Annotated in this window: 11 protein-coding genes; 5 read left to right on the top strand and 6 right to left on the bottom strand. The window is 74.9% G+C overall.

Annotated features, from left to right (window positions below):
* Positions 1-3 precede the first annotated feature (3 nt).
* Both D459_RS0108120 and D459_RS0108115 read right to left on the bottom strand, forming a co-directional pair.
* Entirely contained in the window at positions 4-1,593 is a 1,590-nt protein-coding gene (locus tag D459_RS0108120) for an ABC transporter substrate-binding protein (protein ID WP_026120179.1), read from the bottom strand.
* Positions 1,594-2,156: 563 nt separating this feature from the next.
* Complete coding sequence (locus D459_RS0108115) at positions 2,157-3,143, bottom strand: ATP-binding protein (RefSeq protein WP_017592497.1); 987 nt, start codon at positions 3,141-3,143, stop codon at positions 2,157-2,159.
* Positions 3,144-3,537: 394 nt separating this feature from the next.
* On the opposite strand from D459_RS0108115, the gene D459_RS0108110 reads away from it, so the two are divergent.
* From D459_RS0108110 to D459_RS0108100, 3 genes are all read left to right on the top strand, one after another.
* Complete coding sequence (locus tag D459_RS0108110; RefSeq protein ID WP_026120178.1) at positions 3,538-4,035, top strand: ATP-binding protein; 498 nt, start codon at positions 3,538-3,540, stop codon at positions 4,033-4,035.
* Between the two features lie 437 nt (positions 4,036-4,472).
* Entirely contained in the window at positions 4,473-5,429 is a 957-nt protein-coding gene (locus tag D459_RS0108105; RefSeq protein ID WP_017592495.1) for an alpha/beta hydrolase, read from the top strand.
* 169 nt (positions 5,430-5,598) lie between these two features.
* Positions 5,599-6,480, top strand: a complete 882-nt coding sequence (locus tag D459_RS0108100) for a TIGR03619 family F420-dependent LLM class oxidoreductase (RefSeq protein ID WP_017592494.1) — start codon at positions 5,599-5,601, stop codon at positions 6,478-6,480.
* Positions 6,481-6,989: 509 nt separating this feature from the next.
* Here D459_RS0108100 and D459_RS0108095 read toward each other — a convergent pair.
* From D459_RS0108095 to hisS, 4 genes are all read right to left on the bottom strand, one after another.
* On the bottom strand, positions 6,990-7,817 hold the full coding sequence (locus D459_RS0108095; protein WP_017592493.1) for an AMP-binding protein: 828 nt from the start codon (positions 7,815-7,817) through the stop codon (positions 6,990-6,992).
* A gap of 513 nt (positions 7,818-8,330) precedes the next feature.
* Positions 8,331-10,826 (bottom strand): LuxR C-terminal-related transcriptional regulator, encoded by a 2,496-nt coding sequence (locus D459_RS0108090; protein WP_017592492.1) that lies wholly within the window; start codon positions 10,824-10,826, stop codon positions 8,331-8,333.
* A gap of 293 nt (positions 10,827-11,119) precedes the next feature.
* Positions 11,120-13,522 (bottom strand): LuxR C-terminal-related transcriptional regulator, encoded by a 2,403-nt coding sequence (locus tag D459_RS0108085; RefSeq protein WP_017592491.1) that lies wholly within the window; start codon positions 13,520-13,522, stop codon positions 11,120-11,122.
* Between the two features lie 1,745 nt (positions 13,523-15,267).
* Positions 15,268-16,590, bottom strand: coding sequence for a histidine--tRNA ligase (gene hisS / locus D459_RS0108080; protein ID WP_017592490.1), 1,323 nt, complete (start codon positions 16,588-16,590; stop codon positions 15,268-15,270).
* 609 nt (positions 16,591-17,199) lie between these two features.
* Between hisS and D459_RS0108075 the strand changes: the two genes are divergently transcribed.
* Together D459_RS0108075 and D459_RS0108070 are read left to right on the top strand one after the other, a co-directional pair.
* Entirely contained in the window at positions 17,200-18,666 is a 1,467-nt protein-coding gene (locus D459_RS0108075; protein WP_017592489.1) for a uracil-xanthine permease family protein, read from the top strand.
* Between the two features lie 304 nt (positions 18,667-18,970).
* Positions 18,971-19,558, top strand: coding sequence for a GTP-binding protein (locus tag D459_RS0108070; protein ID WP_017592488.1), 588 nt, complete (start codon positions 18,971-18,973; stop codon positions 19,556-19,558).
* Positions 19,559-19,620 lie beyond the last annotated feature (62 nt).

Here is a 19,620-nt window from a genome sequence, read left to right as displayed (position 1 = left end):
CGGTCAGGCCTCCATCGTCACGGCGTGGAAGTTGTAGCCGCCCAGCGGGTGCCCGACGACCGAGGGCTCGAAGCCCTTCACCTTCTTGCTGATCCCGTCGATCATGCTCGGGAAGCCCCAGACGATGTAGCCGCCGCGCTCGTACTCGATCTTCATGGCCTTCTTGATCAGCTCGCCGCGCTTGTCGTCGTCGACGGTGGCGCGGGCCTCGTCGACCAGCTCGATCCACTCCTCGTCGTCCCAGTGCGTCTCGTTGAACGGCGCACCGGGGTAGGAGCCCTGGGCGGCCTGGGTGAGGTAGTGGCGCGCGCTCCAGAAGTCCTGGGCGAAGGTCCACTTGAGGTAGTTGTCCCCGTAGAACTCCTCGCTGGTGACGCGCTTCAGCTCGACCTTGACGCCGGCCTTCTTGGCCTGCTCCTGGAAGACCTGGGCGGCGGACTCCGCGCCGGCGCTGATCGGGCCGGTGACCAGCTCGACCTCGAGGTCGTCCTCGTAGCCGGCCTCCTTGAGCAGCTTGCGGGCCTCCTTGATGTCCTGCTCGCGCTGCGGGAGGTCCTCGTTGTAGTACGGGTCGAACCGGGAGTACATGTCGTTGCCGAGCAGGCCGTAGCCGTTCAGGGCCTGGTCGATCATCTGCTGGCGGTCGACGATGAGCCGGAACGCCTGGCGCACCTTCACGTCGTCGAACGGCTTCTCGTCCACCCGCATGGTGAACGGCAGCCACATGCCCGACTCCGACTCCAGGATCTGCAGGTTCCCGTTGCCCTCGATCACCTCGATCTGGCTGTGCGGGACCTGGGCGATCACCTCGACCTGGCCGCTGACCAGGGCGTTGACCCGGGCGCTCTCGTCGGCGAAGTTGATGATCTCCAGCTCGTCGATCTGCGGCCGGCCGTCCCAGAAGTCGTCGAAGGCGGAGAAGACGCTCCGCTCGCCCTTGGTGAGCTCTTCGAACTTGAACGGGCCCGCGCCGACCGGCTTCTCCGGGTCGTAGCCCTCCGGGACCAGGCCCATCGCGTACTCGGCGCAGAGCTCCTTGAAGGTGACGAAGGGCTCCTTGAACGGGATCTCGACGGTGAGGTCGTCGACCTTCTTCAGGTCGTCCCGCTTCATCTGGGAGAGCTGCTCGGAGCTGGTGCCCGGGCGGTCGGGGTCGGTGATCCGCTCCAGGGTGAAGATGAGCGCGTCGGCGTTGACCGGCGACCCGTCGTGGAAGGTCAGGCCCTTCTTGAGCTTGGCCGTCCAGAGGTCGGCCTCCTCGTTCGGCTCCAGCGACTCGGCCAGCGCCATCTGCACGGTGAAGTCGGAGGCGAACCGGCACAGCCCGGCGTAGAGGTTGTAGACCCGGGCGATGTCGGGGTTGTCGGTGGGCTGGTGGGCGTCGACGGTGTCGTTGGAGGAGCCGCCCGCGACCCCGACGCGGAGCCGGCCGCCGCCGGAGCCGGAGCCCGAGCCGCCCCCGCCGCAGGCGGCCAGGGCCGGAACGACGACGGCCCCGGCCGCACCCGCCATCAGGACGGTTCTGCGGCTCGGCGCCGGTCCGGCCTCCGGGGCGGGACGCTGATGGCCGGACTCGTTGGGGATGGACGACACGGGACACCTCGGTTCGCGCTCGGGGCAGGGCAAGGGCGCCGGTCCGGCCGCCGGGCCGGGGAGGCGGCTGACCGGGAAGGGGGCGGGCGGCGCCCGTCGGAGCGGGCGGGCGGCCCGCGCCGACCCAACCGATAGTCATCACCTCGAACAGGGACGTCAAACCGTGTTCGAACGGATGCCGTGCGTGATAACGGGTGTGACGGGAGTCTGCTTCGAATTATGTACAGAGCGTGATAAAAGCCGTACTGACGTGCGATTGTGCGATAATCGCAAGTTGCGTCGTGCGCACGGCCGTTCGGATGGCGAAAGAGTGGCCGAGTGCACTGAAGCTGTCATTCCGGGGTGCGGGTTCGTGATCCAATCGATGCGGCCGAGTCGCTGAACCTTGTTGTTTGAGGTTGATTTCGCCGGTTTTGCGTAATATCAAGCAGTTGCTCGGTAAGGGTGTCCGAAGGCCTCGCCGAGCGCCCTCCCCGGAGCCCCTTCCGGAGGCGGGGGAGAGCGCCGCGGGGGCGGGCGGAGCACCGCGCTCCGCCCGCCCCCGCGGACCGGCCCCGGGCCGCTCAGGCCGGTGCGCCGAGCAGCGCCCGGGAGGCGGCGAGCGCCTCCGGCCCCATCACGAACTCCGGGTCCACCTGCGCGCCCAGGTCGGCGCCGGTGGCGGCCCCGGCCCAGGCCTCGGCGTTGCGCAGGTGGAACTCGACCCCCTGGCGGGTGAAGGCCGCCCAGTCCTTCGGCACCGAGTCGACCGCGTCGCGCATCCACGCCAGCGTCTTGAGGTTCTCCGGCTCCAGCTCGCCGAGGCCGGGGTGCGCGCCCTTCTCCATCGACCGCACGAAGCCGGACCGGCCGAAGCAGGCGGCCAGCGCGTCGCCCACGTGCTCGCGGAGGAACGCCTCGTCGGCGGCGTCCTCGACCTTGTTGCCGATGACCATGATGCGCACCCCGTGGTCGCGGGCGTACTCGGCGTACTGCCGGTGGACGCCGACCCCGCGCAGCGTCGGCTCGGCGACCAGGAAGGTGAGGTCGAACCGGGTGAACAGGCCGGAGGCGAAGGAGTCGGCGCCGGCGGTCATGTCCACCACGACGTACTCGCCGGCCCCGTCGACGAGGTGGTTCAGGTACATCTCGGCCGCGCCGACCTTGGAGTGGTAGCAGGCGACGCCCAGGTCCTCCTCGGTGAACGGCCCGGTGGCCATGAGCACGGCGCCCGCGGCCCGGACGCCGAACCGGCGGTGCACCGGGTTGTCCGGGGAGAGGTCGAGCAGCCGGGAGCCGCGCCCCGGGGGCGTCGTCTTCACCATCGTCTCGGGGCCGCCGATCCGCGGGTTGGCGCCGCGCAGCAGCTCCTTGATCTCGGTCAGGTGGCCGCCGAGCGGCGGCAGGGCGGCCAGCCGGTCCGCCGGGACGCCGAGCGCCTGGCCGAGGTTCTGGTTGATGTCGGCGTCGATCGCCGCGACGGTGTGCCCGGCGTCCGCGAGGAACCGGGTGAACAGCGCGGAGAGGGTGGTCTTGCCGCTGCCGCCCTTGCCGGCGAACGCGATCTTCATGGGTGGCCTTCCGTGACGTGGTCGGGGAGCGCCGCCCGGTCGGTCCCGGGCGGCGCGGACACGGCTCCCGAAGGGGGCGGGGAGCCGTGAATGGCAACGATTATCGTTCTTGTTCCGGGTCGTGTCAGCCATTTCACCGATCCGGCCGCACCGCGTGTCCCGGCCGGGGCGGCCGGGTGCCCGGCGGGAGGGCGGGAATGCCAGGAAGGCGCAGGTCGGACGGGGCGCGCCGGAGCCGTCCGGGGGCTTTGTCGTATCCCGAGGGGACACGGGCCCGCGTTTTGTGAGGTATCCGAGATCAACCGGGCCCCGGTGTGCTGTCCTGGTCATGGTGCGCCGTTGTCTAAGGTGAGGCCAGCGGCTACCGCCGTCCGGTGATGGGAGTGACACGGGGATGACCGAATCGCAGCGACTTCGGGAATACGCCGCTGCCGACCCCTTGCGCGATCTGGAGGCGGGCGAGTTCGCCGAAGAGGTCGCCACCGACCACACGGTGTGGAGCTGCGTCGGGAACCTCACCGCGGTCCGCTCCATCCGCGCCCGCGTCCGCGACTTCCTGGAGGGCGTCCAGGGCCCCTGCGAGGCGGTCGACGACGCCGAGCTGGCCGCCAGCGAACTGGCCACCAACGCGCTGCTGCACTCCCGCTCCGGCCAGGTCGGCGGGGTGATGACCCTGTTCATCCGCTCCGACCGCGGCAGCGTCCGGGTGGCCGTCGCCGACCAGGGCGAGAAGCAGCCCGACGGCGTCGGCGCGGACGGCGTCCTCCGCGAGTCCGACGGCGACTACGGCCGCGGCAAGCTCATCATCGAGAGCTGCACCTCCCGCAGCGGCGAGTACTGGACCGACAGCACCCACGTCGCCTGGTTCGAGATCGACCTCCCCGAGTCCTGACCCTCCCTCCCCGCCGCCCCCGGCCCACCGGTGCACCGCGCCGCCCGGCCCGCCTGCGCCCTGCCCGCGACCGGACGAGACGCGGAGAGCCGTCGCCTCCGGAGGGCGTTCCCGCAGGCCGGGCGGAAGGACCACCGCGGGCGGTGCCCGGTCTCCGGCCTCCGCGCGACCCGCCCGGTGCCAGGGCCGCCGCCGCACAAGGGGCGCGGGCCGGCCGCGAGCGGGCGCCCGCACGCCCGGCGGGCCCGGAGCCGTCCCGCCCCGGCCGGTCCGCACCCGGCCGAAGACCCGCCCCCGCCGCGTGGCACGTCCGTGAGCTGTGTATTCTGCGGCGGCAGACCGCCCGCCGCCGTCCTTCCGGCCGCGGCGGGGACGAGCACGACGGATGAGACGCGCCCCGCGCGGTGCGGCGGCGCGCGGAGAGGAGCGCGGGCGGCATGGCGATCGACCCCGTGCTGGAGGAGTACCTCGGCACGCTCACCGAGGTCGTCTTCGACGACGGCCTCGACGTTCCCGGCGAGCGGGCGCGCGAGCGCGAGGAGGCGCTGCGCGCGCCCCGGCTCGCCGAGCCGTACGCGGTCGAGGAGCGGAGCATCCCCGGCCCGGAGGGCGCCCCGGAGATCCCGGTCCGGATCTACCGGCCGTCGGCCGGGACCGGGCTTCCGGTCACCGTCTACCTGCACGGCGGCGGGTTCGTCGTGGGCGGGCTGGACACCCACGACAACGCGGTCCGGCTGCTCGCCGAGGAGGCCGGCACGATCGCCGTCTCGGTCGACTACCGGCTCGCCCCCGAGCACCGGTTCCCCGCGGCGGTGGAGGACGCGTTCGCGGCCTACGCCTGGGTCCTGGCCAACGCCGCCGAGCTGGGCGGGGACCCGGACCGGGTGGCGGTGGCCGGAGACAGCGCGGGCGGCTTCCTCTCCGCCTGCACCGGCCTGCTGGCGGCCGAGCGCGGCCTGCCCGCCCCGGTCTTCCAGCTGCTCGTCTACCCCGGCACCGGAGCCGCCCCCGGCGGAGGCTTCTCCGCCTCTGAGGGGGCCGACACCTCCGGTGGGATGAGCGGCGAGGAGCTCGGCTGGTACCTGCGCGCCTTCCTCGGCGACCGGGACCTCTCCGCGCTGCCGCCCTACATGCCGCCGGGGCGGGCCGAAGGGCTCTCCGTGCTGCCGCCGACGTTCATCCTCACCGCCGAGCTCGACCCGCTGCGCGCGGACGGCGAGGCCTTCGCCGACCGGCTCCGCGCCGCCGGCGTCCCGGTCGAGGTGAAGGACTCCCCGGGCATGGTGCACAGCTTCCTGCGCTGGATGCACGCGGTGCCGGCGGCCCGCGCCGCCGCCCTGCCCGCCTTCCGGGCCCTCGGCGAGGCCCTCGCGGCCGCCCGCACCAACGCCTGACGGAACCGCCCCGCCCGCCCGGCGCCGTACACGGCCCGGGCGGGCCTGGAGCGGGAGTGCGCCGCCGAACGGGCCCCGCCCCCCGCTCTCGCCCGGCCGTCCCCGCTTGACCGGTCCCCGCGCCGCGCCTACCGTTACCGAGCAACCGCTAGGTCGAACGGAGGGCGCCGTGCGCTTCGGAATCCCCCTCGGGCTGGTCCGGCCGGACGCCTGGCACGACCTCGCCGTAGCCGCCGACGAGCTCGGCTTCGACTCGGTGTGGCTCCCCGAGCACCTGGTGCTGGCCACCGGGGGCGGCATGCAGGGCTACCCCGGCGGGCGGGCGCCGATCCGGCCGTCCACCCCGCTCTACGACGCCCCGGTCCGGCTGGCCGCGCTGGCCGCGGCCACCCGGCGCGTCCGGCTCGGGACCGCCGTCTACCTGCTCGGGCTGCGCCACCCCCTGATCAGCGCCCGCGCCTTCGCGACCCTGGACGAGATCGCCGGCGGCCGGACCGTGCTCGGCGCCGGGGCCGGCTGGTACCGGGCCGAATGGGACGCGGTCGGCGCGCCCTTCGCGGAGCGCGGCGGCCGACTGGACGAGGCGATCGGGGTACTGCGGCGGCTGTGGAGTGAGGAGGCGGTCGCCCACGGCGGACCGCACTTCCCCTTCCCCGAGGTGGCCTTCGAGCCGAAGCCGCCCCGGCGCGCCGTACCGATCCTGATCGGCGGGGAGTCCCCGGCCGCGCTGAGCAGGGCCGCCCGCAACGACGGGTGGATCTCCATGCCCGCCCCGCCGGAGCGGGTGGCCGGCGCCGCCGCCGAACTCCGCCGGCTGCGCGCGGAGGCCGGCCGGGAGGGCGAGCCGTTCGAGGTGGTGGCGCACGCGGAGGGCGGCTGCCGCCCGGACGAGACCGCCGCCTGGACCGCGGCGGGCGTGCACACCCTGATCGTCCGCCCCTGGCGCCGGGGCCGCGACGCGCTCGCCGCCGCCGAGCGCTTCGCCCGCGACCACGGCCTCGCCCCCGGCGCCCCCTCGGACCGGGCCCGCCCCGCCCGGCCGGCCTCCTGAGCCGCCGGTCCGGCGACGGCCGGGCCGATCGCGGGTACGGCCACCAGGGGACGGGGACTCCGCCGATCACCGCCCGCCCGGCCCGCTCGCGCCTCCGAAGGCGCCACGGGCATGAGGCCTTGCGGTCCGCTGCGGCGCAGCCGCTCGGGAGCCGCCGCCCGCCTACCGCAGCGGGCGGAGAGAAGGCCCGGGCCTCGCACCGCACTGGGACGGGACGGGGCACCGGGCCGGGGGAGTGGCGGCGCGCCCGGGCCGCGCCCTTCGGGGCGGTGGCAGGACGGGGCACCGGGACCGTGAAGCCGGACGGTGCCGTGGATCGGTGGGGCGGGTGCTGCTTCATCCGAGGCGGGGAGTGAGGCGGATCGTCCGGCCGGGGGCGGGCGGTGTCGTGGCCGGGCCGCGCCCTTCGGCGCGGTGGCGGGTGCGAGAGGTGCCGGGGCCGGGGCGTGGGGCGGTGCCGTGGGCCGGTGGGGCGGGAGGCCGCTCCGTCCGGGGGAGGCGGGCGGCGGTCAGCGGGAGCGGGATGGGACGGGGGAGCTGTGGACGGTGGCCTCCGGGGCTTCGGCGGGGGTGGGGACGGTGGTCACCGAGGCGCCGCTCCATAGGGCGGCGGCGGTGAGGGCGATCCGGTCGCGCTCCGGGGTGAGGGCGTCGACGGCCACGGTGTCCGCGGGGTCGAGGCCGAGTTCGCGCTGCAGTTCCGCCCGGCGGCGGAGCAGGTCGGCGCGGGTGTGCAGCACGGTCCGCGGGCGGCCGCCGGCCGACCGGTGCTCCAGCAGGGCGCCGTCGGCCCGGCCCGCGCGGGCATCGGGCGGCGGCCCGGGGGCGCCGGAGGAGAGCGGGTCCGGCGGCGCGGCGGGGCCGGGCAGCAGCAGCTCGTCGAAGGGGGTCGTCCCCGGGACCCGGCCGAAGGCGAGCACCTGCCGGACCCGGGACCGGTCGGCCAGCCGCAGGGCGGCGCCGGCCAGCGACGCGTCGGCGATCACCATCCGGGTCTCGGTGGCGGTGAGCAGGTGGACCAGGGCGGAGGCGGGCGCGTCCGGGTGGAGCGGCAGCGCCGCGCCGTCGGCGGCCAGCACGGTGAACAGCGCCATCAGCCGGTCCGGTGAGTGCGGGCAGAGCACCGCGGTCACGTCGCCGGGGCGGGACCCCCTGATCCGCAGCCCGGCCGCGGCGCGCTCCACCGTGGAGGCGAAGACGGAACCGGGGATGCGCTGGCCGCCGGGGGCCGAGACGGCGGGGGAGAGGGCCGAGGAGCGGAGCCGGTCGAGCAGTCCGCCGGTGAGCGACCCCGCGGGGGCACCTCCGTCGGAAGCGGGGACCGGGTGGTGCCTCATGGGGTGGTGTCCCTTCGAGCGAGGTGGCTCTTGCGCCGGCCGCCCGTCCGCTCCGCGCGGCCCGTGCGGCGGCCGCGGGAGGGCGGCGCGCGGGGGACGCCCCCGCGCCGCCTGCGCCAGCCGGGCTCGTCACGCCCCCTCCACGTGGCGAGCCCGGTAGCGCCGTGTCCGCCGCCCCGGGTGCCTCCCCTCTCCGCACCCTGGGACGGGCGGTCCTCCAGCGAATCCGCGGTGCCGGAACGGGCCTCCGCTTCGCGCCCCCGAGAGGTGGCGAAGCGGGGTCGATCGGCCCGGACGGCCTCGGCCGGACTTCGCGGAGCCCCGGAGGCTCGCACCTCCAAGGCCCGCGGGGCGGCCCGCCGCCCGCCGCCGGGACGGGCGGGGAGCGCGTCCCCATGCCCCAGACACTAGCGCCTTCCCGCGCGTTTGCACATGCATCCACGTGTGCAGCTGCATATGTATTTTCTGTCCTGAGGTGTATGGGCTTTGTGCGAGTGCAGGTCAGAGGGGGTGCTACTCGGGGAGCGGAGATCTGGTGACCCACGCGGCGATCTGCTTGCGCGAGTGGAACCCGAGCTTCCGGTTGATGTTGGCGACGTGCCGCGCGACGGTCGCCGGGGTGATGAAGAGCCGCTCGGAGATCTCCCGGTTGCCCATTCCCCGCGCCACGAGGCGGGCGATCTCCCGCTCCCGCGGGGTGAGCGCGCGCCGGGTCGACCGCGGCCCCTTCCGCTCCGGCTGGCGCTGCCGGGGCAGGCGGCCGGTCTCGGTGATCCGCAGCGCCAGCCCGACGGCCTCGTCCACCGGCAGCCGGCGGCCCTCGCGCAGCAGCGAGGAGAGCGTCCCGGAGTCGATGCCGAACTCCTCGCCCTTGACCGCCGGCGGGCGCGGGGGGCGCCCGGGCTCGGCGCGCTCGCGCAGCGCCGCCGCGGCGCCGGCCAGGATGCAGCCGCCGCGGACCTCGCCGGAGCCGGCGGCGACCCGCGCGATGGAGGCGAGGCCGGCCGCGACCCCGGTCCGCTGCCCGGTGCTCTGGCTCAGCAGCAGCCCCTCGGCGAGGTAGTCGTAGGCCTGCGAGGTCGACCCGAAGGCGTGCGCGATGCGGCCCACCCCGAACAGGCAGCGGGCCAGTTCGGGGGCGGCGCCGATCTCGCGCTGGATGTCCAGCGACTCCCGGTAGCAGCGGTCCGCCACGGCGATGTCGCTCTGCCGTTCGGCCGCGGTGGCCTGGCCGATCAGCGACACCCCGACCCCCCAGCGGTGGTCCATGCCGCGCAGGATCATCAGCGCCGCGCTGTACAGCGCATCGGCCTCGGCGAAGTTCCCGTGCCGGGCGGCCAGCGCCCCCCGGGTGCTCAGCGCGATGGCCTCGTTCCACAGGTCCCCGCTCCGCCGGGCGAGCGCCAGGGTCCGCTCCAGGTGCCCGGCGGCCTCCTCGGGCTCCCCGGAGCGGAGCGCGGCCAGCGCGAGCATGTTCAGCGCGGCGGCCGCGGTCGGATCGTCGCCGGCGTCCTCGGCGAGGCGCAGCGCGGTGCGCCCGTGGTGCAGGGCCGAGTCCAGGTCGCCCCGGGCCCAGGAGAGCTCGGCCGCGGTCACCGACGCGCGGGCGCGCACCGGGCCGGAGCCGCCCGGCATGGCCAGGAACCGCTCGGTCCACCCCATTCCCTCGGTGAAGTGGTAGCCGGTCCCCCAGTAGGGGCGCAGCGCGGCGCAGAGCCGCAGCCCCTCCTCGGTGTCGCGGCGCTCGGCCGTCCAGTGCAGGACGGCGCGGATGTCGTCGTACTCGACCGAGGCGAGCAGCCAGTGCGCGAACCGCTCCGCCCAGGGCATGAGCCGGCCGCCCACCGAGGAGGCGCCCATCTCCTCGGTGATGCGGAGCATGTGGTCGCGGTGGCGCAGCCGCACCGCCTCCTCCTCGCCGGCGGCGGCCAGCCGCTCCGCGGCGAAGGCGCGCACCGCACCGGGGAGGCGGTAGCGGACCCGCCCCTGGAATTCCCGGGTGAGCGCGATCAGGGACCACTCGGCCAGCGAGGAGACCAGGTCCAGCACGGCGCTCTCGGGCAGGCCCGCGTCCGGGCAGACCCGCTCGGCCGACTCCAGGGTCCAGTCGGCGAAGACCGACAGCCTGCGCAGCAGCACCCGCTCCTCCGCCCCGAGCAGGGCGTGGCTCTGCTCCAGCGCGGCGCGGAGCAGCCGGGCCCGGGGCGCGGCCCGGTCCGGTTCGGCCTCCCGGGGGCGGGGCGGTTCGGCGCCCCGCGCGCCCGGCGGGGCGCCGGACGGGTGCAGCGCCTCGGCCAGCAGGGCCTCGGCCCGGTGCACGGGCATCCGCCGCAGCCAGGCGGCGACCAGCTCCAGGGCGAGCGGGACCCCGTCCAGCGACCGGCAGATCCGGGCGGCGGCCGCGACCGCCTCCGGGTCGGCGGAGAAGTCCGGGTCGGCGGTGCGGGCCCGGTCCAGGAAGAGCCGGACGGCCTCGGCCTCGCGCGGGTCGCCCTCCTCGCCGGGCAGGGCGAGCGGCGGCACGTGCCAGACCGCCTCCCCCGGCAGCCCGATCGGGGCGTCGGCTGTGATCAGCAGGGTCACGTCGGGGCAGGACCGGGTCAGCGCGGCGCCCAGTCCGGCGGCGTCCGCGGCGGCCCGGGTGCAGTCGTCCAGGATGAGCAGCACCCGGCGGGTGCGCAGCGCGTCGCGGAGCGTCTCGGCCAGCGGGCGCCCGGTCTCCTCGGTGACGCCGACGGCCGCGGCCACCCTCGCGGCCACCTCGTGCGGGGTGGACACCCCCGACATCTCGGCCAGCCAGACCCCGTCCCGGAAGGCGGCGGTGGCGTGCGCGGCGACCTTCAGCGCCAGCCGGGTCTTGCCGACCCCGCCGACCCCGCAGAGGGTGACCACCCGGTCGGCGGCGAGCAGGCGGAGCAGGTCGCCGAGGTCGCGCTCGCGGCCGATGAAGCTGTCGGATTCCTGGGGGAGGTTCTGCCGCGCGGGCGCGGTTCGAGGTGCCATGGCCATCACGCGATCAGGCGGTCGGGGGCCGCTCTCACCTTGCCTGAGGGTAAGGGCGTTACCTGTGGGTCGGAGGGACGGGGATCGTGTGCGGCAGGTTCCCGGCCGAGGAGGCCCGGGGGCGCCGGGATGTCGGTCAGCTGGGGGTCCGGTAAGGGTTCCATGACGGTCGTCTGCAGGGCTCTGTGCTCTGTTCTTAGTAGGTGGGTCGCGGTCGTGCAAGCGATACGGCGGAATCGGAGGCGATCCGGCGTAATCACAAGGAGTGCGGGTGTATGCGCGTTGTGCGCCCGCCCGGGTCAGGGGGCGAGGCCGTTGCGCTGCACCCACTCGGCGAGCTGGGTGCGCGAGGTGAACAGCAGCTTCTGGAAGATGTTGGCGATGTGCCGGGCGGCGGTCGCCTGGCTGATGGTGAGCCGCTCGGCGATCTCCCGGTTGGACAGGCCCTTGCTGACCAGCACCGATATCTCCCTCTCCCGGCGGGTGAGCAGGGAGGGCAGCGCCCTGCGCGGGGTCGGGAAGAAGAGGGCGCGCTCCACCACCTGCTCCAGCGGCAGTGTGCGCCAGGAATTCCAGGCCTCCTCCGCGGCCTCCTCGGACAGGACCGCCGCCGCCTCGGCGCGGATCGCCTCGGCGTGCGGCGCGACCAGGCCCAGCGAGGCGCGGAGCGCGGCCCCGGCGCCGGCCAGCGAGGCGGCCCGCTCCGGCTGCTCCTCGGCGGCGGCGAGCCCGCCGAGCGCCTCCAGCGCGCGGGCCACCGCCAGCCTGCGCCCGCTGGCGACGCTCAGCCGCAGGCAGCAGGAGAGGCGGCGGCGGGCGCCGGAGACGTCGCCCCGGGCCAGGTCCAGGTAGCCCAGGCCGGCGGTGCAGCGCGCGATGTCGGGCAGCAGCTCCATCTCGATGAAGACGTTCAGCGCCTCGCCCAGCTGCCGGGCGGCGGCCTCCATGTCGCCCCGGCGGGTGGAGACCACGCCCAGCGCGTTGAGGCAGCGGGCCACGCACCAGCGGTCGCCCATCTCCTGGCCGATCGCGATGCCGCGGGTCAGGAAGACCTCGGAGGAGTCGAAGTCGCCGCGCGAGCGCGCGATCTGGGAGAGCGCGCCCAGCGAGCAGATCTCGGTGAGCCGCTCCCCGGAGGCGATCGCCAGCCGCAGCGCCCGGCGGCCGTGCCGCAGCGCCTCGGCGCCGTCCCCCCGGCGCAGCGAGGCCATCGCCAGGGTGGTGTGCGCGATGCCCTGCGCCGGGTCGTCGCAGGCCAGCGCGGCCTGCAGGGCCTCCTGGGCGGCGGAGGCGGCGCCCTGCGGCCCGTCCAGCGGCAGGAGCATCTCGGAGCGGACCGCTGCGGCCCGGGCGCGCACCGGGGTGCGCGCGGCGGGCACCGCGAGCAGCCGCTCCAGCCGGGTGCGGGCCTGGGTCTGCAGGCCGCGCACGAACCAGTGGAAGCGCAGCGCGACGCAGATCCGCAGCCCCTCCTGGACCAGGCCGAGCGGCACCGCCCGGTCCAGCATCTGCAGGGTGTTCTCCAGGCACCGGTCGAGCATGCGGATGGTGAGCATCCGCTCGTCCCAGTCGACCCGGCCGGTGAGGTGGGCCGCGAGCCCCTCCAGGTAGGGCGCCGCGGTGGTCAGCATCCGCCGCCAGACCTCGTCCTCCTCGCCGGCCTCGGCGAGCCGCTCCGCGGCGAAGGCGCGCACCGTCTCGGTCATCCGGTAGGTCACCGCGCCGTCCTCGTGCACGTCCGCGGTGACCAGCGACTTGTCCACCAGGGCGGCGTGCACCCGGTCGGCGCTCCCGGCGGGGAGCTCGCGGAAGCCGCACACCGGGCCCACCTTGTCCGCGGTCCAGATGCAGAACACCGCCAGGCGGCGGAAGAGCACCCGCTCCTCCGGAGAGAGCAGGTCGTGGCTCCACTCCAGGGCGGCGCGCATGGTGCGCTGCCGGGGCGGCAGGCCGTCCGCGCCGGCGGCGAGCAGCCGGAACCGGTCGTCCAGCCGCTCCAGCACCTGCTCGGCGCTGAGCACCCGGATCCGGGCCGCCGCCAGCTCCAGGGCGAGCGGGACGCCCTCCAGCATCCGGCAGATGCGCAGCACCGCCTCGGTGTTGCCGGGGGTCAGCCTGAAGCCGGGCCGGGCCGCGGTGGCGCGCTCGACGAAGAGCCGGACCGCCTCGTGCCGCACCGCCTCCTCGGGGGAGCAGGCGGGCTCGGGCCGGGGCTCCCCGGACGGGGAGGGCGAGGGGGACGGCGGCAGGGCGAGCGGGGGGACCCGCCAGACGACCTCGCGCCCGACCCGCAGCGGCTCCCGCCCGGTGGCCAGGATGTGCAGCCGCGGGCAGGCGGCGAGCAGCTCCTCGCAGAGCCCGCCCAGGGCGGGGGTGAGGTGCTCGCAGGTGTCCAGTAGGAGCAGCACGGAGCGGGAGCGCAGCGCCATCGCCACCGATTCCACGGCGGAGGCGCCCGCGGCCTCGGGGACGCCGAGCGCGTGCCCGATCGCGGCGGTCGCCTGGTCCCGGGTGGAGACCCGGCTCAGGTCGACGAAGCGGGCGCCGTGCTCGAAAGCGGGCAGGGCGGCCTCGGCGACGCGGACGGCGAGCAGGGTCTTGCCGATGCCCCCCGCCCCGACGAGCGATACCGAGCGCGAGTTCCGGACGATCCGGAGGAGGTCGGCGATGTCCCGCTCGCGGCCGATGGGGGCGGCGGACAAGGGCAGGTTATGGCGGGGGTCTGACATGGCCTCGTTCACACTGGGGCGACCGCGACGGGAGGACGTCGCGGGCCGCGGCGGCGGCCTGTTCCGTCCCGGCGCCAAGTCTTCCACGGGGCGCGGTCGGTGTTCGCGGATTGGCCGGTTCCGGCACCCGCGGAGGAAAAACCACTGGTGGGAGCGGGGAGGCCGCTACTCCGGCGGAATGATCTGCTACCAGGGGTAGCGGCTGTTCCGCCGAAACGGCGCCCTCGGCGTCGCGGCCCTGTCAGAGCGCTTGCCGTCAAATGGCCGCTGCGCCCATCGCAACGAGGAACCGTTGCAACGAGGAAAACGAGGAACTCAGGGAGGGGGAGAGGCTGGAGGTGCCCCGCCCGGGCGCGGCGCCTCACAGGGTGAGGGTTCGAGCGGGCGGCGAAGGCCGGCAGGGGGACCGGTCGGCCGGTCGGTCGGGTGCGGCGCCTCACGGGGTGAGGTTCAAACGGGCGGCGACGGCGGGAGGGGGACCGGCTGGTCGGTCGGGTGCGGCGCCCCGCAGAGCGAAGGTCCAAACCGGAACCGACGGCGGCGGTAGGGGCGGGGCGGAGGCGGTCGCCCGGGCGCGGCGCCTCACCGAGCGAGGGCTCAAGCAGGCGGCGAAGGCCGGCAGGGGGACCGGTCGGCCGGTCGGTCGGGTGCGGCGCTCCGCAGAGTGAAGGTCAAGACGGGCAGCGAGGGCGGGAGGGGGCGGGGCGGTGCTAGTGAAGGGGGCGGGACGCTCGCCCTGGCCTACCTGGGGGTCTTATCCCTATATGCCTGGTTCGCGGCGGGGAACGGGCGGGGGTGGAGGCGCCCTGCGCACCTCCGCAGCACTCCGATTACATCTACCAGCGAGTAGTGAGCCTCGAAGTCCCCACCGCCCCCTCGCCGGTTACCCGGAGTGGCCAAACAAGGCCTCCCGGGAGAACAAAAGCGACATCCCGCCCCTGCCCTCCGCCCTCCCCGGGTTCCGGCCCCTTGCATCCCGGCCTTCCGGGCGGCTCGAACCCCCGAACATCGGCTCGAACGGCCCCAACCGGGCTGCCAAGGGGCCGATCCGGCCCGGGATGCGCGCCCGGGAATCACCGGGGTGCTCTCGCGGTGCGCAGGGCACCCCACCTCGCCATCACCCTGTGTATTCACCCAGGTCAGAGAGGGGTAGCGGTTTCCAGGCGGCCGGCCCCGGCGCCCGGGGCGACGCGGGCACGGCGAACCCGCCACCCCGGACCACCTCTGCCGCCCCGACCCGCCCCGCCGCGCCCGACCGACCGGCCGGTCCCCCACCGCCCCCTCGCCGCCCGCTTGAACCCTCACCCCGTGAGGCGCCGCGCCCGGGCGACTACCCTCGCCCCGCCCCCACCGCCGCCGTCGCCGCCCGCCTGAACCTGCACTTCGTGAGGCGCCGCGCCCGACCGGCCGACCGGTGCCCACTGCTGTCTTCGCTGCCTGCTTGAACCTTCGCTCTGCGGGGCGCCGCGCTCGGGTGAGGCGCCCGGCCCCGCCCCTACCGCTGCCGTCGGTGCCGGTTTGGACCTTCGCTCCGCGGGGCGCCGCGCTCGGGTGAGGCGCCCGGCCCCGCCCCTACCGCTGCCGTCGGTGCCGGTTTGGACCTTCGCTCCGCGGGGCGCCGCGCCTGACCGACCAGCCGGTCCCTGCCGCCGCCTTCGCTGCCCGCCTGGACCCCGGCCCCGCGGGGCGCCGTGCCTGACCGGCCGGCCGGTCCCGCCTCAGCCGGCGGCGGGCCGCTCCCAGGCGGCCGGGTCGGCCTCGTACTGCTCGCCGCTGCCCATGTCCTTGACCTCGTGCGGCTTGCCGTCGTCGAACGGGGGGAACCAGACGAAGGGGATGCCCTTCTTCGAGGCGTACTGCACCTGCTTGCCCACCTTGGAGGCCTGGTGGAAGACCTCGGTGTTGAAGCCGCGCTCGCGGAGCAGCGCGCCGGTGCGCAGCGCCTCGCCGCGGCGCTCGTCGGAGGGGACGACGACCAGCACGTCGGTCGGGCAGGTCCGCCCGCCGGCCAGCCGCCCCTCGGCGACGAGCTTGGCGAAGATGCGGGTCAGCCCGATCGAGATGCCCACGCCGGGCAGCCGCCGCCGGATGAACTGGCCGGCCAGGTTCTCGTAGCGGCCACCGGCCACGATGCTGCCGTAGTCGGGGTCGTCGTCGAAGGCGGCCTCGTAGACGGTGCCGGTGTAGTAGTCCAGGCCGCGCGCGATGGACAGGTCGGCCAGCACGCCGCCCTCCAGGTCGGCCAGCGAGTCCAGGACGAAGCCGAGCTCCTCCAGGCCCTCGGCGAGCAGCTCGGACCGGATGCCGAGCTTGCGGACGGCGTCGACCACCGAGCGGTCCGCGCCGCGGATCCGGGCCAGCTCCAGGCAGGTGTCGGCCTGCGCGGAGGTGAGACCGGCCTCCTCGGTGAGGATGAGGCGGACGCCGTCGTCGCCGATCTTGTGCAGCTTGTCCACGGCGCGGATGACCGCCATCGGGTCGGCGGCGCCGATCCCCTCGTAGCAGCCCTGCAGCACCTTGCGGTTGTTGATGCCGATGGTCCAGGCGGGCAGGTCCAGCCCGGACAGCACCTCGTGCGCGATCCGCGGCACCTCGGCGTCGAAGTGCAGCGGCACGCTGTCGACGTTGATCACGTCGATGTCGCACTGGGTGAATTCGCGGTAGCGGCCCTCCTGCGGGCGCTCGCCGCGCCAGACCCGCTGCATCTGGTACCGCTTGAACGGGAAGACCAGGTCGTTGAAGTGCTGGGCGACGTAGCGGGCGAACGGGACCGTCAGGTCGAAGTGCAGGCCCAGGCGGGCCTCGGAGTCGTCGCCGTCGTCGTGCACCCGGTGCAGCGTGTAGACCTCCTTGGAGGTCTCGCCCTTGGCCATCAGGACGTCCAGGTTCTCCACCGAGGGCGTCTCGACCGAGGCGAACCCGTAGCGCTCGAACCCCGCCCGGATATGGTCCAGCCAGCGCTGCTCCACGGACCGGGTCTCCGGCAGCCACTCGGGGAAGCCGCTGATGGGGGTCGGGCGGATGACGCGCTGATCGGACATCGGTTCGGTTGGCTCCTTCGGCCGGTACGGGACTGCGACCAATGGTAGGGCCTGCGCCGCGGTGCGGCCGAACCGGCGGAGGCGGGCGTACGGGGGCGGAACGGCACGTCACCGCCGGTGCGCGCGCGGTCCGCCCGGGAAGTCCCGGAACGGGGGGCGGGCGTCGTGCCGCGGCGGCCCCGGGGGCGGCGGGCGGCCCTGCGCGGGCGGCCGCGCCGAGACGCCGCCACCGGCCCACATGGACGGAGAGTGGGCCGGTGGGGCCACCGGGCATCGGAGGGCGGCGGGCGGAGTGCTCCGCCCGGTCGTCGCCCCGTGCGACGGTGAGGACCGTCCTTGCGGGTGTCCGTGCGATACCGCTGTGCCAGGAATGCGATCGCCGGCGCCGCGTCGAAGGCCTCACTACCACGGTAGACCCCCGGAGGCGGTCCCGGACAGCATTCCCGGCGGCCGAAATGGGCCGCTCACAATGTCGTAAAGTCCGCGTGCCGCCGGGGTTCCGGAGGGGTAGAGGCCCCGGTGTCCGCGCACATCCGAGCCGGACCCGCGTAAACATCCGGCATTCTAGGTGATCGTCATATTTCGGGCATGGATCGCGGAGGGCCGCTGATGAAGCCGATCTGGAAGCTCTACGGCGACGGCGGCGCCCCGCCCCCCGGAGAGGTCGTCGCGCCGGGCGAGCGGCTGTCCTGGGGGCGCACCGCCGGGCTGGGCGCCCAGCACGTGGTGGCGATGTTCGGGGCGACCTTCGTCTTCCCGCTGATGATGGGGCTCGACCCCAACCTGGCGATCATGATGTCCGGGCTGGCCACCATCCTGTTCCTGCTCATCGTGCGGAACCGGATCCCCAGCTACCTCGGGTCCAGCGCCTCCTTCGTCGGCGCGGCCGCGCTCATCTCGCCGGGCGGTGCGAACCCGGCGCTGGTCACCGGTGCGGTGTGCGTCGCGGGGATCGTGCTGGCGCTGTCCGGCTGGGCGATCCACCTGATCGGGCCCAAGGCGGTGCTGGCGGCCTTCCCGCCGGCGGTCACCGGCGCGGTGGTCATGCTCATCGGGTTCAACCTGGCCCCGGTCGTCGCGGACAGCTACTGGCCCTTCGACCAGTGGATCGGCCTGGCCACCATGGCCTTCGTCATCCTGGCGACGGTGCTGCTGCGCGGGTTCGCCGGGCGCATCGCGATCCTGCTCGGCCTGGTGTTCGGCTTCGCGCTGTCCTGGCTGGCCGACCTCCTGGCCGGCCCGGCGGCGCTGCCGGACGGCGGCACCGCGCCGCGCGTCGACCTGTCCGCGGTGGGCGAGGCGGCCTGGTTCGGCCTGCCCGAGCTGCACGCCCCGGAGTTCCAGGTCTCCGCCGCGCTGGTCGCGCTGCCCGCGGTGATCGCGCTGATCGCGGAGAACGCCGGGCACGTCAAGGCGGTCCAGGAGATGACCGGCGACGACCTCGACCCCTACATGGGGCGGGCCATCGCCGCCGACGGCATCGCCACCGCGCTGTCCAGCGCCGTCGGCGGCGCCCCCACCACCACCTACGCGGAGAACATCGGGGTGATGGCGGCGACCCGGGTCTACTCCACCGCCGCCTACTACGCCGCCGCGCTGGCCGCGATCCTGTTCGGCCTCTGCCCGAAGTTCGGCGCCCTGGTGGCGGCCGTCCCCGAAGGCGTGCTCGGCGGCATCACCGTGGTGCTCTACGGGATGATCGGGCTGCTCGGCGCGAAGATCTGGGTGGAGAACCGGGTCGACTTCGGCAACCCGGTGGTGCTGGTCCCGCTCGCCGCCGGGCTCATCGCCGGCATCGGCGGGGTGCGGCTGGAGTTCACCGAGGCGTTCGCGGTCGAGGGGATCGCGCTGGGCACCTTCATCACGCTGGCCGGCTACCACCTGCTGTACCGGCTGGCCCCGGAGTCGATGCGGCCCCGCCCGGCCGGCCCGGCCGAGGTGCCCGCGCAGGGCGCCGGGACGGTGCTGGGCACCGGGTCCGACGCGGTGCGCGCCGAGGACGCGGAGCCGGGGCGGGGAGCCCCGGACGCCCCCGGACCGGAGTCCGGCGGGGAGGCGGACCCGGAGCGGCCCTAGCGGGAGGGCCCCGCCGCGGCGGTCCGGCGCCGTTCCGAAGCCGGTCGGGACGGCGCCGGCGCCGGGACCGCCGGGCCGGAGGAGGCCGGGACCGCCGGGCCGGAGGAGTAGGGGTGTTCGTCCCCTCCCGGCCAGGCGTTTCCGTCCAACTCGCTCATCCGGTCACACAGCGCGACCCGACGGTGCTAGGTTCACTGGAAGGTCTTCTGCGCGCAGTCGTGGGGACCGTATCCCTTTTGTGGCGGGCTATCCCGGTTCCTCGCGGTCCCGCCGCAACCCGGAGTCGTGAGGACCTGAAGACGCAGTGAACGAGTCACCGAAGCTCTCTACGAAGATCATCGTCGCCGGCGGGTTCGGTGTCGGCAAGACGACGTTCGTGGGCGCCATCTCGGAGATCCCGCCGGTGCGTACCGAGGCCGCGGTCTCCGCGGCGAGCGCCGGAATCGACGACCTGTCGCAGACCCCGGACAAGACCAGCACCACCGTCGCCATGGACTTCGGCCGCATCTCGCTCGACACCGACCTGGTGCTCTACCTGTTCGGCACCCCCGGCCAGCAGCGCTTCTGGTTCATGTGGGACGACCTGGTCCGCGGCGCCCTGGGCGCGGTCATCCTGGTCGACGTCCGCCGCCTGGAGGACTCCTTCCAGGCCATCGACTACTTCGAGAAGCAGTACCGGCTGCCGTTCCTCATCGCGGTCAACGACTTCGCCCAGGAGGGCGGCTCCGGCTACACCGACCAGGAGCTGCGCGACGCCCTCGACCTGGAGGACGGCGTGCCCATCGTGCACTGCGACGCCCGCGAGCGGCAGTCCGTGCTGGACACCCTGGTGGTCCTGGTCAAGCGGGCGATGGCGGTGGAGGCGCGGCAGAGCGCCCAGCTCGTCACCTGAGCCGGACCCCGGGCGGCGCCCGGTCCGCGCCGGGGCGGCGCGGACCGGGCGCCGCCGCGCCT

The sequence above is a fragment of the Nocardiopsis potens DSM 45234 genome, from assembly GCF_000341105.1.
GTDB classification, from domain to species: Bacteria; Actinomycetota; Actinomycetes; order Streptosporangiales; family Streptosporangiaceae; genus Nocardiopsis_A; species Nocardiopsis_A potens.
The sequence above is the reverse complement of the archived record's forward strand: the minus strand, read 5'-3'. Positions and strand labels throughout refer to the sequence as shown.

Bases quoted from the DNA above. Each gene is read 5' to 3' on its own strand.
- D459_RS0108115 (WP_017592497.1), bottom strand. From the start codon at position 3,143: ATGAAGATCGCGTTCGCCGGCAAGGGCGGCAGCGGCAAGACCACCCTC.
- D459_RS0108110 (WP_026120178.1), top strand. From the start codon at position 3,538: ATGACCGAATCGCAGCGACTTCGGGAATACGCCGCTGCCGACCCCTTG.
- D459_RS0108105 (WP_017592495.1), top strand. From the start codon at position 4,473: ATGGCGATCGACCCCGTGCTGGAGGAGTACCTCGGCACGCTCACCGAG.
- D459_RS0108095 (WP_017592493.1), bottom strand. From the start codon at position 7,817: ATGAGGCACCACCCGGTCCCCGCTTCCGACGGAGGTGCCCCCGCGGGG.
- D459_RS0108090 (WP_017592492.1), bottom strand. From the start codon at position 10,826: ATGGCCATGGCACCTCGAACCGCGCCCGCGCGGCAGAACCTCCCCCAG.
- hisS (WP_017592490.1), bottom strand. From the start codon at position 16,590: ATGTCCGATCAGCGCGTCATCCGCCCGACCCCCATCAGCGGCTTCCCC.
- D459_RS0108075 (WP_017592489.1), top strand. From the start codon at position 17,200: ATGAAGCCGATCTGGAAGCTCTACGGCGACGGCGGCGCCCCGCCCCCC.